This window comes from Paenibacillus massiliensis subsp. panacisoli DSM 21345 (genome assembly GCF_000426545.1).
GTDB lineage: Bacteria > Bacillota > Bacilli > Paenibacillales > Paenibacillaceae > Paenibacillus > Paenibacillus panacisoli.
On the sequence record NZ_AUFO01000038.1, the window covers coordinates 1 to 14,907 of the forward strand.

The following is a 14,907-nucleotide window of genomic DNA, read 5'->3' on the forward strand; positions in this document are numbered from 1 at the left end:
TGGAGGATTAGCGAAGTGGCCAAACGCATCAGACTGTAAATCTGCTCCCTTACGGGTTCGGTGGTTCGAATCCATCATCCTCCACCAGTTTATTAGGGGCATAGTTTAAAGGTAGAACAGCGGTCTCCAAAACCGTTAGTGTGGGTTCAATTCCTGCTGCCCCTGCCATGTAACTCTCTTAATGAGAGCCATTAGCTCAGTTGGTAGAGCACCTGACTTTTAATCAGGGTGTCGAAGGTTCGAGTCCTTCATGGCTCACCATAATGTATCATATGCGCGTGTGGCGGAATTGGCAGACGCACTAGACTTAGGATCTAGCGTCTTTGACGTGGGGGTTCAAGTCCCTCCACGCGCATAGGTTTTGCGGACGTGGCTCAGCGGTAGAGCATCGCCTTGCCAAGGCGAGGGTCGCGGGTTCGATTCCCGTCGTCCGCTCCAAATAAGTCCCCTTAGCTCAGCTGGATAGAGCGTTTGACTACGAATCAAAAGGTCGGGAGTTCGAATCTCTCAGGGGACGCCATACTATTCAATATCGGGACGTAGCTCAGCTTGGTAGAGCACCTGGTTTGGGACCAGGGGGTCGCATGTTCAAATCGTGTCGTCCCGATCATATACATGCGGGTGTAGTTCAATGGTAGAACTCCAGCCTTCCAAGCTGGTAGCGTGGGTTCGATTCCCATCACCCGCTTTACATAGATTCGTTAAGAGAGATGGCGCTGCTATAGTGCCATCTCTTTTTAGTATATGCTACACTGAATTTTGAAGGTATGAACACGGATTTGTGTATTCAAATCAGACCTGAATTTTGGGAAAATGATCTTAGGAGCAGATGAAAGCGCTATCAACAAAATGTTTTCCTGTGATTCCGACAGCTCCGTTCCATTACAGCGAAAAAGGGGAGAGCGATGTGAAGAAAAAAGGACTATTTTTGATGATGACTTTTTTGCTGCTGTTTGCTTCGGCTTGCAGTAGCTCAGGGGGAAGCGGCGACAGTGGCGGTACCTCTGGTGACGGACAGGTAACACTGCGTATTGCGTGGTGGGGCTCTGATAAACGTCATGAGTATACACAGCAGGTTATTGACCTCTACAAGCAAAAGAATCCCAATGTGAAGATCGACGTGGAATATGCTGCATTTGATGATTACTGGAAGAAGCTTGCGCCTCAGGCTGCAGCGAACCAACTTCCGGATATTATCCAGATGGACGTATCCTATATCAGCCAATACGCTCAGAATGGTCAGCTGGAGGATCTCGGCTCCTATGTGGGTAGTGCCATCCAGACTGGAGATGTAGCTGAAAGCGTACTGCAGACAGGCGTTATTCAAGGCAAGCAGTATGGCATCCCGACAGGGGTAAACGTACTCAGCTATCAATATGTGCCTGAGAAGCTGAAAGAGGCAGGTATTGAAATTCCTGAGAATTGGACTTTTGAGCAATACTCTGAACTCGCCAAGCAAGCTGGCTCCAAGGACATTTATTTTGACAGCTCAATGGCAGCAGACATTTTCTTCAACTACTATCTGCGTACGAAGGGACTGTCCCTCTACAATGCGGAAGGTACAGCTTTAGGATATGATGATGACAAGCTCTTCGCCGATTTCTTCGGTACACTGGCTGACACGATGCAGGCCAAAGGAGCTCCATCCCCAGAAATTATCAATCAATCCAAAGGTATTCTGGAAGAATCCCAGATCGTGAAGGGCAAACAGATTGGTGAATGGCAATGGTCTAATCAATATGTGGCTCTGCAATCGGTAGTGGATAAGCCAATGGCACTGGCTCCAATGTTCGGACCGGATATGGAAAAGGGTATCTACATGCAGCCAACGATGTACTGGTCTATTGCAGCTAGCTCTAAGGTGAAGGAAGAAGCAGCCAAGTTCATTGATTTCTACACTAATGATCCAGAAGCTAACAAGCTGATCAAGGGTGAGCGCGGCGTGCCAATCTCAGCCAAGATTAAGGAAGCTGTTGCATCAGAGCTGAATGAGCCAACAAAGCAAGTATTCGATTTCGTGGCAGAGATGGAGCCGAAGGCATCTCCAATGAGTCCACCGCCTCCAGTAGGCTCTCCAGAGGTTATTGCTACGCTGGCTGACTACGTAGAGCAAGTGAACTTTGGTCAAATGACACCTGAAGATGCAGCGGCTAAATTCCGCTCGGAAGCAAATAGTATTTTGTCACAAAATCAATAAACTAGCTTGCACGACAATAAATAAGTACTAGAGAGGAACTGTTGGCGGCCGGAAGCTGCACATGGACAGAGTAGTCGTCTACTGGATCATCCTTGAGATGAAGAATAGACGTACCGCCCGAATTCAAGTGCGAAGCCCGGCCCCTTCAATCCAATGCCAACGAGTACAAATGCTACTAATGCAACTAACAATGCATTTGTACTACTAACCTTCACTGGAATTAGTAACTCGAAGGGGCATGTAAAGGATGGAATGGAGAGGAAAAATACGAAATAAGGAGGCTGGTACCGTTGCGGCGAAGTCATACGCTTAGAGCCAATTTGACCGGATATGCCTTTATCAGTCCGTTTATCATTGGATTTCTGGCTTTTACGTTGGTTCCTATGGTTATTTCCCTGTATCTATCGTTTACAAGCTACAATCTCTTTACTTCACCTCGTTGGATCGGGCTGGATAACTTTGAGAAGATGTTCACGAACGATCCGAAATATTGGAACTCTGTAAAGGTCACCTTCCTGTATGTGGTGGTTGGGGTACCTTTCCGATTGATGTTTGCTTTGTTCGTAGCTATGCTGCTGAACACCAAATCGCGGATGGTTGGCTCCTATCGGACCATGTACTATCTGCCGTCGATTATCGGTGGTAGTGTTGCCGTATCCATCATGTGGCGTAATATTTTCAGTAATGAAGGTGTCATTAATACACTGATTGGTGCACTCGGAGGAACCCCGGTCAAATGGTTCGGTGATCCCAATGCGGCACTAGGCATGCTGATCTCACTCTCTGTATGGCAGTTCGGTTCTTCCATGCTGATCTTCCTGGCTGGACTGAAGAACATCCCTATGGAAATGTACGAGGCTTCCAGTGTGGATGGTGCGAGCCCGGTTCGTAAATTTTTCAGCATCACATTGCCGTTGCTCAGCCCAATCATTCTGTTCAACCTGATCATGCAGACGATCAGCGCATTCATGACCTTCGTACCTGCCTACATCATCTCCAAAGGTGAGGGCGGACCACTGGATGGAACCCTGCTCTACTCCCTCTATCTCTTCCGGCAGGCGTTCATGTTCAACAATATGGGCTATGCCGCTGCGATGGCATGGGTAATGCTCATTATGATTGCAATTTTAACTGCGGTTCTGTTCTTGACTTCTAAATTCTGGGTGTTCTACGAGACGGAAAGGGGACGCTGATCACGATGCTATGGAAAAAGATCAAATGGCCGGTCTATCACATTTTTGTGGCATCGCTGGCCCTTATCATGCTGTACCCAGTCATCTGGATGCTATTCAGTTCCTTCAAGGAAAGCCGCACCATCTTCGCAACGGCGGGCTATCTGCTACCAACGGAATGGAAGTGGGAGAATTATCTTACTGGCTGGGCCGGCATCTCTGGTTACAGCTTCGGTAGATATATCTATAACTCACTAGTGATTGTAGTAATCGCTACGCTTGGAGCGGTTATCTCCTCTTCTCTGATTGCCTTTGGTTTTGCCAGACTGCGCTTCTTCGGTCGGAATTTCTGGTTCGCGTTGATGATGGTGACGCTGATGCTGCCACATGACGTCGTTCTCGTACCGCAATATATTATCTTCACCAAGCTTGGCTGGCTGAATACGATTCTGCCGATTGTAGTACCTGCTTTCTTCGGAATGCCATTCTTCATCTTCCTTATGATTCAGTTCATACGTACGATACCCGTGGAACTGGATGAGGCAGCGACAATTGATGGGTGCGGCAAGTTCCGCCTGTATCTGCAAGTTATTATGCCGCTGCTGAAGTCTTCAATAGCTACGGCTGCGATCTTCTCTTTCTACTGGCGTTGGGAAGATTTATTGGGTCCGGTCTTGTATTTGAACTCCCCGGAAAAATATACTGTATCTATGGCGCTCAAAATGTTCCTGGATAGTGAGTCCGCTTCCAACTGGGGGGGCATGTTCGCCATGTCGATAGTCAGTCTGATTCCGGTTATCGCCGTCTTCTTCCTGTTCCAAAAGCAAATTGTTGAAGGAATGAGCACCAGCGGACTCAAAGGCTGATACCTGGATACGTTACAGTCTTGAGGAGGAAATAGGAAATGGAACGAAATTTTGACTTCGGGCCTGGCGAACCTGTACCGGGCTATGAAGGAGTAGCACCAGATTGCCACTATACTGCCGAGCGTGGCTACGGCTTTGAGGACACCTCCAGGGTGTATGGCAGAGTGCGTACACCTGGGGGGAGCGATGAAGTATCCCCTCTGGACAGAGCTGGCAACGCGCAACAGGAGATGGACATTTCCGTAATCACGCCGCGGCTTCGCAGCAGCTTCTGCATTCCGGTGGGAGCAGCATTCGTCGTGGATGTACCTGACGGTACCTATCAGGTGAAGGTGATTGTGGGTGACGAGCTCGCAGAGACGCATACCCTGATTAAGGCCGTGGAAGGTAAGCGGGTTCTTCCACCGATTCGAACAGCACCCGGACAATATGCTGAGGAGCGCTTCTCCGTAACTGTGCGAGGAGGCAGATTAAGGCTGATCATCTCTGGCAAAGCCCCAAGATTGAATGCGCTTCAATTGGTCCAAGCTCCTCAGACGATGAAGCTATATCTGGCTGGAGATTCGACGGTGACGGATCAAGCAGAGTCGGGTTATCCCTATGCAGGCTGGGGACAGACGCTACCAGCGCTGTTCAAGCATGACGTATGCGTGGATAATCACGCCATCTCGGGCCGAAGCTCGCGTAGCTTCATTCAGGAGGGACGACTGGATGTGATCCTCCAGGAGCTGAAGGCAGGAGACTTCCTGTTCATTCAGTTCGGACATAATGATGAGAAGAATGACCCGGCCCGTGGGACCGAGCCTTTCACGACATATAAGGAGCATCTGCGTCGTTATATTGATGGGGCTCGGGCAAAGGAGGCGCGTCCTGTGCTGATTACTCCGATCCAGCGGAGATATTTCGAGCCGGATGGCACATTGTCAGATACGCATGGAGACTATACCATTGCTGTTCGTGAGCTGGCTGAGGAATGCGAGGTACCACTGTTCGATCTGGCTGAACGCTCCAGACAGCTATTTGAGCAGACCGGAGTAGAAGGCACCAAAGACATATTTATGTGGGTGCTACCTGGGGAGTATTTGAACTTCTCCAGTGGTGTGGAGGACAACACGCATTTTCAGGAATCCGGGGCGATTCGCATTGCCCAGCTTGTAGCAGATTGGATCAGGGAAGAAGGACTGCAGCCATTATTGATGTACTTAAGATGAGCGTGTGCTAGAGCAGCAGGAGGTCTATTCCTTGCTTCTGTAGAAGTATTACCGAAGGAGTATGTCTATGTCGCTGTAGACGGGCGTACTCGCCTGAACAGACAAGGAGGTCACGACGTGAAGGATGGATTGAGCACCCAGGCAGGCCAGCAGACTGGCAGGCAGGGAAGCTATTATTGGGTTATTCCGGATGGCTATATACCGCCAATCAGCAATGGGGAGCTTCACAGTCACGAGAGTATCTGTGTATTGAATTGCGACCAGCAGGATGCGAACTTGAAGATTAGCATTTATTTCGAGGATCGCGAGCCTATTGAGGCCATGGAGGCGTTAGTGGAAGGCAAGCGAACACGCCATATCCGTACTGCTTCATTAGAAAAGGATGGGGAGCGGATTCCTGTAGGAGTTCCGTATGCGATCACTGTGGAAAGTGATATCCCTGTATTCGTTCAGTATAGCCGACTTGATACCACTCAGCCGGAGCTGGCGCTGATGAGTGTCATGGCTTACCCTGCGGGTAACTGATTCACAGGTTGAGCAGACATCATATTTTGAACAAGAGGCAGACCGTGGGTCTGCCTCTTTGCTATGTCTAAAATACTTATTATCTTGAATGATCCGAGAAGCGAAGGATGTAGCAGAGATGTTTTACTCATATTTAATCTGGTCAAGGTACTAACTCATCTTCGATGGCCTAACGCCTGATTTGGAGGATCGACGAATGTGGCGTGTTCTCCAATTCGTTCCGAGCACCCCGAGCACGATCGCCACAGCGCCTATAATATGATAATAATGGATTTCCTCCTGAAGTAGGAGAGCTCCAGCCAGGATTGATACCAGTGTGGACAGGTTGCTGAATACGCTCATCTTGGAAGCCTGAAGTCTGGAAAGTGCAAAGCTGGACAGTAATGTTGTGATTAGCGTGGATGCTATTCCTAGGTATGCGATGGCTCCTAGCGCAACAGGGCTTGTCAGTGCGCGTGCATACTCAGGTAACGTCCCTTCGATCAGATGCTGACCGATGGCCAGAACGTTGAAGATCACAAAGCCCATACCCAAGGTGACATAAGTAATCTCAAGTGGCGCATATTTCTGGGTCAGGGGCCGGGCCAACACACCATATGCTGCGAAACAGATAGCCGAGAGCGTAATGAGGGCAATACCGATGATGTTGGCTGTAGAGAGCTGCGCGCCCCCCTTCATGGCAAAAATGAAGACGACACCGCCCACCGATAGTAGCAGAGAAAGCTTTTGAAGTAATGTCGTTCTCTCCTTCAGGAAGATCGTAGCCATAATCAGGGTGAATACAGGAACTGTAGCTTGAATGATCCCTGCCTCGGAGGAAGAGGTGGTGACCAGTCCAAAGGTCTGGAACATAAAGAATAGTACGGGAGAGAATAATCCTAACGGTAGCAGACGCAGAAGGTCCTGACGCTGTACGCGGAAGGGTAGCCACCCTGCAATTACCGGAACGGTAAGTACGAGGAATGACAGGGAGAAGCGATGAGCCAAAAGATCTAGAGGATTGGCTACCTGAATGGCCAGCTTGACGAACATAAATGAAAAGCCGATGATGAGGGCATAGGCGATCGCAGCGAGATAAGCAGAGGCCGTACCATTAGATGTCTGTGTGTTCATAGGAAGCTCCTTGAGATCGTGTATTTGTCATACAAGAAGCAGAAGATCAAACCTGCCTTACTGATGACAATATTAAATATAATAGAGGTGGAGTCTTGTAACCATCGTAAAACACCCCATCTGTACCAGTACAGGTCAGATTAAGCTGGAAGCTATACTGGTAGTATGTCTTGAACAGACCGATGCGTGCTGGTGGCATTCCAGCTATCGTAATGCAGCTGCACTAATCATTGTATTATTGACCAGGTGTGTAGCCTTATATCAAGCTTGTCAGGTGAATTGGAGGTTAAGGGATAGATTATGAAAAGAACACAGTCACAGCCTGAATCAGCCCATATACAGTCGGAACCAACATATATACAATCTGAATCAGCCCATATACAGTCCGAACCAGCACACACACAGTCTGAATCGGCATATGCACAGCTCGGATCAGCACAGTCCGAATCTGCCCCTGTGCAGCTTAAATATGCTAGCATTGCTGCGGACCTGCGGACAGAGCTATTGAACCGGCGAATTCCGCGCGGTGTGGATGGCTACAAGCTGCCATCTGTACGTGTGTTGGCAGCCCGATACCAATGCAGCAAAAGTACCGTCCTGCAGGCCTATGCGGAGCTGGAGAGGGAGCATCTTGTCTACAGTCTACCCAAGAGTGGGTATTTTGCAGTGACAAGTGGCCCAGATTCTCGTTCTGCCCAGGATGAAGGGGGGCCGCTGGATTTTGCCTCCGCCGCTCCTGACCCCAGAGTATTTCCCTATGTGGATTTTCAGCACTGCATTAATCAAGCTATCGACAACTACCGCACGGATCTCTTTGTCTATGGCACATCTCAAGGGCTACCATCACTCAGGGCCTTGCTGCAGGAGCGATTGACGGACCATCAGGTATTTACCCGCCGAGAGCAGATTTGTGTTACGTCAGGTGTCCAGCAGGCACTAGCTGTGTTAATCACGATGCCTTTCCCGAACAAGAAGTCAGGCATTGTCATTGAAGATCCAGGCTATCATAATATGTTCCCGTTGCTGCGAGGGTTGCAGGCGAGCTATTATACAGTCCCTCGTCATTTGGACGGTCTGGATATGGATCGGTTGGAGCAGCTACTTCAGACGGGAGAGATCAAATTCATTTATGTCATGCCCCGGTTCCATAACCCGCTCGGGGTATCCCTGACGATAGCCCAGAAGCAGCGTCTCATCGAATTGGCTCAACATTATGATAGCTATATTGTGGAGGATGATTACCTCGCAGATCTGGATACGGATAGCAAAAGGGACCCGGTCTACGCCTATGATCGCAGCGGGAGGGTAATCTATCTGAAGAGCTTCTCCAAGATCATCTTTCCTGGCCTGCGTCTGGGCGTGGCTGTGCTGCCAGCAGAGCTGATTGAGAGCTTCGCACATTACAAGACCATACTTGATATCGATAGCTCTACCCTGTCGCAGGCTGCACTGGAAATCTATATTCGTAGTGGAATGTATGATCGACATCGTCGCGGCATTCGTGAGCAGTATACGGCAAGGATGAAGATGCTCAATAGTATGCTGGACCGACTTGGGGATCACCCAGCCTTTGCCGAAGCACCACGTAATGGAGGAGAACATACTGTGCTTCCTTTGCCTGCAAACCTGTCCTACAGGGCATTACTGAGCGGGCTGTCTAAGCGAGGGGTGCATGCAGACACAGCTAATCGATATTTTGCAGATCAGGATCGAGCTACACCGTTATTGAGGTTGAACATTTCCAATGTGCATGAGTCGCAGATCGAACGGGGCTTGGTGATGGTACGTGAGGAGCTGGAACGGCTGGATCGCCGCAAAAGATAGGGCGGGATGAGCCCAAGGGATCTGGTTAAGCGGCTCATCGTCTACGGATGTTGTTAGTCAAACGCGAACAGGGCTATGCCACAGTCTTGGAAAAGACAGCAGCATAGCCCTGTATAGTGGCACTATATAATTAGCAGACCAAATGTGACAAGACATACAAACAATTTAAGATAAACAAGTTAACAAGAAATAGTTAAGAAGAACAAGCTGAATAAGGTAATAGCTTAAGAATAAGGTAAAAGCTTACGCTCCGTCAGGCCATCAATTCTTGGCCTCGGCTAGCTACAGCCTGCCAGGTTCGTCCACAATCTTACTTGCCCGCAGCGAGCAATCGGAGTGATTCATCCGCAGCTTCCAGCGTGGCGTCGATATCCTCATCTGTATGAGCGGTGGTCAGGAACCAGGCCTCATATTTGGATGGAGCCAGGTTAATACCACGATCTAGCATATGGCGGAAGAAGCTGGCGAAGGCTTCACCATCCGTATCCTGTGCTTCATCATAGTTGGTAATTGGATGATCGCAGAAGTGTGTGGAGAAGGCTCCTCGAATGCGATTAATCGTAAGAGGGACACCATGTCTGCTCGCGGAGTCTGCCAGTCCTGAGGTCAGCTTGATCGCGAGACGCTCCATCTCCTCGTAGACGCCTTCTCCCTGGAGAACTTCAAGACAGGCGATGCCTGCCGAGATGGAGGCTGGATTGCCTGCCATCGTACCTGCTTGATAGGCAGGACCGAGTGGTGCCACTTGCTCCATAATCTCCTTGGTGCCGCCATAGGCGCCTATCGGTAGTCCACCACCCAGAATCTTGCCAAGGGCTGTCAGATCAGGCTGGATAGCCTCTAAATTATTCAGACCTGAATAAGTCTGCGTGGAACCGTAATGGAAGCGGAAGGCAGTAATGACTTCGTCATAGATTACGAGGGAGCCGTTGCTGCGCGCCATCGCACACAATCCCTCCAGGAAGCCTGGTGCTGGCATGACCATACCGAAGTTACCGACAATCGGCTCGACCATCACGGCAGCAACCTCATCCCCCCAATGTTCCAGGGCTTGTCTCAGGCTGCCCAGGTCGTTGAATGGTACGGTGATGACTTCGCTCGCCAGACTCGCCGGGATGCCTGCACTGTCAGGAATTCCTAATGTGGAGGGACCCGAGCCAGCTGCGACCAGGACCAGATCAGAGTGACCGTGATAGCAGCCCGCAAATTTGATGATCTTGTTGCGATTGGTATACGCGCGTGCGACCCGGATCGTCGTCATGACGGCCTCGGTTCCCGAGTTCACAAAGCGTACCTTGTCCAAAGATGGGATAGCCTCTTTGAGCATAGAAGCCAGCTTAATCTCAAGTCGGGTAGGGGTACCGTAGAGGACACCATTTGCCGCCGCTTCTGTAATGGCCTTAGTGATATGTGGATGGGCATGTCCGGTAATGATGGGGCCATATGCCGCCAGATAATCAATGTAACGATTGCCGTCCTCGTCCCAGAAGTGGGACCCGGCTGCCTTCTTCATGAAGACGGGGGAGCCACCGCCTACAGCCTTGAACGAACGCGAAGGGCTGTTGACCCCACCTACAATATGCTCCAGTGCTTCCTGATACAGTGATGCTGAAGTGTCTCGATTCATGTATATAGATTCCTTTCTGCGCCTGTCAGCAGGCGATAACCTGATTTATAAGTTGTGCTGCATGCGGGTAACATAGCTATTATATCAGACTGCTGCCGCAGGTTATGTGACAGTTTTGGAGGAAAGGCTATCCAGTAGCCCGTCAAACTCCTTGTTTTTTCAAAGCACAGCACGTGCAGTGAGCGGCACAAAAAAAGATGCCCTCCCCCATACAGGGTGGAGAGCATCCATGAACTGCTGCTGAATGTTATTCAGATGAAAATCAGTATCTCTTCTAATTTATGTCAGATACAGATGCTCGACTGCTACTGCTGCCAGAAGAAGGCTCTGATGCAGATTCCCGGGGACTGGTGGGAGGCGGTGATTTGCTATCCGTCCCTGTACCCGTTCCCGTGTCATCCTGCTCTGGAGTCTCCTCCTCAGGCGTGGAGTTCAGGAATTCCTGAATGTACTCCTTAAGCTTATCCTCTCTGCCAACAGTCAGGACAGCTGCTCCATTAATACGTTCCTCCTTGAGCATGTTCATTGGTGGAATCTGTTCACTACCGCCGAATTTACTCTCGTACCCGACACTAGCCAGCTTCCACATATCATTCACGGACAGGTTCGTATCAATGAACGGATTCACCTGCTCCAGAATGCTCGGCAGCTTGGCAATGGAGGTCGTGGTCTGCATTTTCTCAGCAATAGCCTTTAGCAATTCCCGCTGACGACTAGTTCGGGAGAAGTCGGACATCTTGTCATGCCGGAAACGGACATATTGCAAGGCTGTATTTCCGTCCAGATGCTGCATGCCCTGCTTGAGGTCAATGTCATAGAGATGCTTATCGGCCTTACTGATGTACTTCATGTCCTTCTCGACTTCAAAGTCCACACCGCCAATCGCATCGACCAGCTTGATGAAGCCTTGAAAGTCTGTGTATACGTAGTATTGGATATCAATTCCGAGTAAGTCGCCTGCGGCCTTCATTGCTGTATTCGGGCCGTGGGTAATCGCGGTATTGATCCGATTTCTTCCATGGTCAGGAATAGATGTATAGGTGTCGCGAAGCAAGGAGAACAAGTGATATTTCTTCTGCACAGGGTCGAGGGACAACACCAGCATACTGTCTGAGCGTGGAACGCCTTCGTCCTGAGCATCACGTGAATCAACGCCCATGAGCAGGATGTTGACTCGCTCGGTACCCTCCCATTTTGGTGGATCAGGAGTCACAACCTTGTCGATCTTCTCAATATTGTGGAACGGAGAAGCCTCTCCCGTCTTTTGAAGCTGATTCAACTGATTATATATGGATGTGAAATAAAAGATGACAACACCGATCACCGCAACGGCTATGACAGCCAAAACGGTCCAGATCGTTCTTTTGGTCTTTCTGGTCATGTTTCCAGTTCTCCCTTTCCCTTTTCAATTCATTACATTATAATTTCTTTTTGGAGCTCAATCAATTACACAGTGAGGTACAATATGTTAGCTATTGATGTTCAGCAATTGCGCAAGACGTTTCATGTCCATAAGAGCCGGGAGGGCCTGAAGGGTGCCTTCCTTGATTTATTTCGACGCGAATACCGGGAAGTGATGGCTGTAAAAGATATTTCCTTTCAGATTCCGCAGGGGGAGATTTGCGGCTACATTGGTGAGAATGGGGCGGGGAAATCGACTACGATTAAAATGCTTACGGGCATTCTGGTGCCTACTTCAGGAACGCTGAAGGTAGGTGGGTATACGCCTTATGAGGAAAGAGAACAGTTCGTCCGTAATATCGGCGTCGTATTCGGACAGCGCAGTCAACTCTGGTGGGATATTGGCGTCATTGAATCATTTCAGCTGCTTCGGAAAGTATATCAGGTTCCAGATGCGGACTTCAAGCGTCGATTAGATGAATTGGTAGAGCGCCTGCAGCTTCAGGAACTGCTTAATCGTCCCGTTCGCAAGCTTAGTCTGGGACAGCGGATGCGCTGTGAACTGGTAGCAGCTCTGCTGCATAATCCGTCGATTGTCTTCTTGGACGAGCCTACGATCGGACTGGATATTGTGGTCAAATCGGAAATACGCGAATTCCTCAAGGATATGAACCGTGAGCATGGAACGACGATTCTGCTTACTACCCATGATCTTCAGGATATCGAGGCACTGTGCTCCCGGGTCATTATGCTCGATGACGGGAACATCATCTATGATGGTGGCCTTGAAGAGTTGAAATCTCGCTGGGGAACCGGACGGGAGGTCCTGTTCCAATTCGGGACACCTGCGAGCCTGGAGCAGCTTCGGCAATGGACTGCTGGCATGCCAGTAGAATGGGAAGCTGAGCATGATCTGATGGCCAAGGTATGGATTCCTCTGGAATATAACGTATCTGATGTGCTCGGTGTCGTCGTGGGGCGCACGGACATTACGGATATCAAAATTATCGAGACAAATACGGACGATATTGTACGCAGAATCTACCAGTCGGGTTCCGCTGATCGACCGGAGGCTGCTGCCCCGCAAGAGGAGGCGGTCACGCATGCTTAGTGTGTATTCCGATTTTATTCGCATTCGTTTTCTGACGATGCTGGCCTATCGAATCAATTATTACTCAGGCATACTTATATATACCCTGAATATCGGTGTGTATTACTTTACTTACATGGCGATTTATGGAGGTGGCAGTCAGGAGCTTGGAGGCTTTACCGCTGCACAGATGACCACCTATGTGGCTGTATCGTGGATGGCCCGGGCGTTCTATTTCAACAATTTGGATCGTGAGATATCGACGGATATTCGCGATGGGAGCATTGCCATCCAGATCATACGGCCTTATAACTATATTCTGGTCAAAATGACACAGGGATTGGGCGAAGGAATGTTCCGCTTTCTGATGCTGATGATCCCCGGCATGCTTATTGCCATCCTGTTGTTCCCGGTGGAGCTTCCCCGTGACCCTTACGCCTGGATCGGATTTCTCGTGATGCTGTTCTTCAGCTTCCTGATCAATTCGCAGCTGAATGTCATTACAGGCTTGTCTGCATTCTTCATTGAAAATAATGAAGGCATGATGCGAATGAAACGGGTCATCGTCGATCTGTTCTCGGGGCTGGTAGTGCCAATTAGCTTATTCCCAGGCTGGCTGGAGCGCCTCTCGGCTTGGCTGCCCTTTCAGGCGATAACCTACCTTCCGGGCTCGGTGTTTACAGGGCGTGTGCAGGGGACAGGGATCTGGAATGTGTTAGGGATTCAGGTCCTGTGGTTCATCCTGCTGCTGATCCCCATGATCATCATCTGGCGTCTGGCGCGTCGCCGTCTGTTCGTGCAAGGAGGATAGGTGTAATGAAGTATTATTGGAGCTTAATCATTGAATATTTGAAAAATTACATGAAATCCAGGCTGACCTACCGCGCCGATTTCTGGGTGGAGGTCGTATCCGATCTATTATTCCAGGCCACGAACCTGATCTTCATCTTTGTGGTATTCATGCACACCGATAATCTGGGCGGCTGGAGTCAGAGTGAGGTTCTGTTCGTCTATGGCTATTTCATGGTACCCTTTGGCGTGTTCAACTGCTTTGTCAACATGTGGGGGTTCGGAGAAAGGTACATCGTGAAGGGGGAAATGGACCGTGTCATGACACGTCCTGCCCATAATCTATTCCAGATCATGCTGGAAAATGTGGACCCACCTGCATTGGTCGGTTCATTGGTCGGCGTAATCATCATGATCGCGAGTGGCGCGCAGATGAGCATGGTCTTCGAATGGTGGTATATTCCGGGCTTGATCATTATGACGTTAAGCTCAGTTGCTATCTATACAGGGATCTATACGATGCTGACGTCTCTGTCCTTCTACTCGGATGCACCAACCGGTATCATTCCGCTGATGTACAACATACAGGGCTATGGGCGCTACCCAGTTACGATCTACAATAGAACACTTCAGGTGCTGCTGACCTGGATTATTCCGTTCGCATTCGTAGGAGTCTATCCAGCCTCGTTGTTCCTGGAGCGCTCCGAGATGCGCATGATGGCACTGCTTACTCCAGTCATGGGTGCTATCTTCCTGACTTTGGGCTTGCTAGCCTGGAATCATGGTGTACGTCGTTATCGGGGAGCAGGCTCGTAAGAAGGAAAGAGCGGCAGCAGTAACGGAATAACAGTTGAGAAATCAGTAGGAATTGGCACTAGAGGCCGCAGAGAGATAACTGTAAGCAAGCAATGAGAAAAAATGAAGTAAATACGGTAAGAAGCAGCCTCTTGTGAAGCAGATCATGACCCAGTTCTGGTCTGCCTCCTGAGCAGGCTACTCTTGCATGATCAGCTCGAATGGTATGTATAGCAAGTTCCAATGAATCCAATCGAGCTAAGATAGTTCATTTATTTGAGATACATATTTAGGAGG

Annotated in this window: 12 protein-coding genes and 8 tRNA genes; 17 read left to right on the forward strand and 3 right to left on the reverse strand. The window is 49.5% G+C overall.

Annotation, left to right across the window (positions count from 1 at the left end; translation table 11 throughout):
* The first annotated feature begins 1 nt into the window (after position 1).
* From K331_RS0121585 to K331_RS0121645, 13 genes are all read left to right on the forward strand, one after another.
* Positions 2–87 (forward strand) — tRNA-Tyr (locus K331_RS0121585).
* A gap of 7 nt (positions 88–94) precedes the next feature.
* Positions 95–168: transfer RNA gene (locus K331_RS0121590), tRNA-Trp, on the forward strand.
* A 17-nt stretch (positions 169–185) separates the two neighbouring features.
* Positions 186–261, forward strand: a tRNA-Lys gene (locus tag K331_RS0121595).
* Positions 262–274: 13 nt separating this feature from the next.
* Positions 275–355 (forward strand) — tRNA-Leu (locus K331_RS0121600).
* An 8-nt stretch (positions 356–363) separates the two neighbouring features.
* Positions 364–438: transfer RNA gene (locus K331_RS0121605), tRNA-Gly, on the forward strand.
* Between the two features lie 5 nt (positions 439–443).
* Positions 444–520 (forward strand) — tRNA-Arg (locus K331_RS0121610).
* 13 nt (positions 521–533) lie between these two features.
* Positions 534–607, forward strand: a tRNA-Pro gene (locus K331_RS0121615).
* Positions 608–617: 10 nt separating this feature from the next.
* Positions 618–688, forward strand: a tRNA-Gly gene (locus K331_RS0121620).
* Between the two features lie 219 nt (positions 689–907).
* Complete coding sequence (locus tag K331_RS0121625) at positions 908–2,197, forward strand: extracellular solute-binding protein (protein ID WP_028591887.1); 1,290 nt, start codon at positions 908–910, stop codon at positions 2,195–2,197.
* Between the two features lie 290 nt (positions 2,198–2,487).
* A complete protein-coding gene (locus tag K331_RS0121630) occupies positions 2,488–3,390 on the forward strand; it encodes a carbohydrate ABC transporter permease (protein ID WP_028591888.1) in 903 nt (300 codons plus the stop codon).
* Between the two features lie 5 nt (positions 3,391–3,395).
* On the forward strand, positions 3,396–4,235 hold the full coding sequence (locus K331_RS0121635; protein WP_018888287.1) for a carbohydrate ABC transporter permease: 840 nt from the start codon (positions 3,396–3,398) through the stop codon (positions 4,233–4,235).
* A gap of 38 nt (positions 4,236–4,273) precedes the next feature.
* A complete protein-coding gene (locus K331_RS0121640; protein ID WP_028591889.1) occupies positions 4,274–5,446 on the forward strand; it encodes a rhamnogalacturonan acetylesterase in 1,173 nt (390 codons plus the stop codon).
* A gap of 117 nt (positions 5,447–5,563) precedes the next feature.
* A complete protein-coding gene (locus K331_RS0121645) occupies positions 5,564–5,971 on the forward strand; it encodes a sensory rhodopsin transducer (protein WP_051289961.1) in 408 nt (135 codons plus the stop codon).
* Positions 5,972–6,121: 150 nt separating this feature from the next.
* On the opposite strand, the gene K331_RS0121650 is transcribed toward K331_RS0121645, so the two are convergent.
* Positions 6,122–7,084, reverse strand: coding sequence for a DMT family transporter (locus tag K331_RS0121650; protein ID WP_028591891.1), 963 nt, complete (start codon positions 7,082–7,084; stop codon positions 6,122–6,124).
* 300 nt (positions 7,085–7,384) lie between these two features.
* On the opposite strand from K331_RS0121650, the gene K331_RS0121655 reads away from it, so the two are divergent.
* On the forward strand, positions 7,385–8,908 hold the full coding sequence (locus K331_RS0121655; protein WP_051289962.1) for an aminotransferase-like domain-containing protein: 1,524 nt from the start codon (positions 7,385–7,387) through the stop codon (positions 8,906–8,908).
* Positions 8,909–9,218: 310 nt separating this feature from the next.
* Here K331_RS0121655 and K331_RS0121660 read toward each other — a convergent pair whose 3' ends face one another.
* Both K331_RS0121660 and K331_RS0121665 read right to left on the reverse strand, forming a co-directional pair.
* Positions 9,219–10,535, reverse strand: coding sequence for a glutamate-1-semialdehyde 2,1-aminomutase (locus tag K331_RS0121660; RefSeq protein ID WP_028591893.1), 1,317 nt, complete (start codon positions 10,533–10,535; stop codon positions 9,219–9,221).
* 274 nt (positions 10,536–10,809) lie between these two features.
* On the reverse strand, positions 10,810–11,916 hold the full coding sequence (locus tag K331_RS0121665) for an LCP family protein (protein ID WP_028591894.1): 1,107 nt from the start codon (positions 11,914–11,916) through the stop codon (positions 10,810–10,812).
* Between the two features lie 84 nt (positions 11,917–12,000).
* Between K331_RS0121665 and K331_RS0121670 the strand changes: the two genes are divergently transcribed.
* The 3 genes from K331_RS0121670 to K331_RS0121680 are packed head-to-tail and all read left to right on the forward strand — an operon-like array spanning position 12,001 to position 14,631.
* Positions 12,001–13,047: an ABC transporter ATP-binding protein gene (locus tag K331_RS0121670; RefSeq protein ID WP_028591895.1), complete on the forward strand. Its 1,047-nt coding sequence runs from the start codon at positions 12,001–12,003 to the stop codon at positions 13,045–13,047.
* Positions 13,040–13,837, forward strand: coding sequence for an ABC transporter permease (locus tag K331_RS0121675; RefSeq protein ID WP_028591896.1), 798 nt, complete (start codon positions 13,040–13,042; stop codon positions 13,835–13,837). Before K331_RS0121670 ends, K331_RS0121675 begins: the two co-directional genes overlap by 8 nt.
* A 5-nt stretch (positions 13,838–13,842) precedes the next feature.
* Entirely contained in the window at positions 13,843–14,631 is a 789-nt protein-coding gene (locus tag K331_RS0121680) for an ABC transporter permease (protein ID WP_018888296.1), read from the forward strand.
* Positions 14,632–14,907: the final 276 nt, after the last annotated feature.

Excerpts from the sequence above, each read along its gene's own strand:
- K331_RS0121640 (WP_028591889.1), top strand. The coding sequence starts at position 4,274 with ATGGAACGAAATTTTGACTTCGGGCCTGGCGAACCTGTACCGGGCTAT.
- K331_RS0121655 (WP_051289962.1), top strand. The coding sequence starts at position 7,385 with ATGAAAAGAACACAGTCACAGCCTGAATCAGCCCATATACAGTCGGAA.
- K331_RS0121680 (WP_018888296.1), top strand. The coding sequence starts at position 13,843 with ATGAAGTATTATTGGAGCTTAATCATTGAATATTTGAAAAATTACATG.
- K331_RS0121665 (WP_028591894.1), bottom strand. The coding sequence starts at position 11,916 with ATGACCAGAAAGACCAAAAGAACGATCTGGACCGTTTTGGCTGTCATA.
- K331_RS0121675 (WP_028591896.1), top strand. The coding sequence starts at position 13,040 with ATGCTTAGTGTGTATTCCGATTTTATTCGCATTCGTTTTCTGACGATG.
- K331_RS0121635 (WP_018888287.1), top strand. The coding sequence starts at position 3,396 with ATGCTATGGAAAAAGATCAAATGGCCGGTCTATCACATTTTTGTGGCA.
- K331_RS0121650 (WP_028591891.1), bottom strand. The coding sequence starts at position 7,084 with ATGAACACACAGACATCTAATGGTACGGCCTCTGCTTATCTCGCTGCG.
- K331_RS0121670 (WP_028591895.1), top strand. The coding sequence starts at position 12,001 with ATGTTAGCTATTGATGTTCAGCAATTGCGCAAGACGTTTCATGTCCAT.
- K331_RS0121660 (WP_028591893.1), bottom strand. The coding sequence starts at position 10,535 with ATGAATCGAGACACTTCAGCATCACTGTATCAGGAAGCACTGGAGCAT.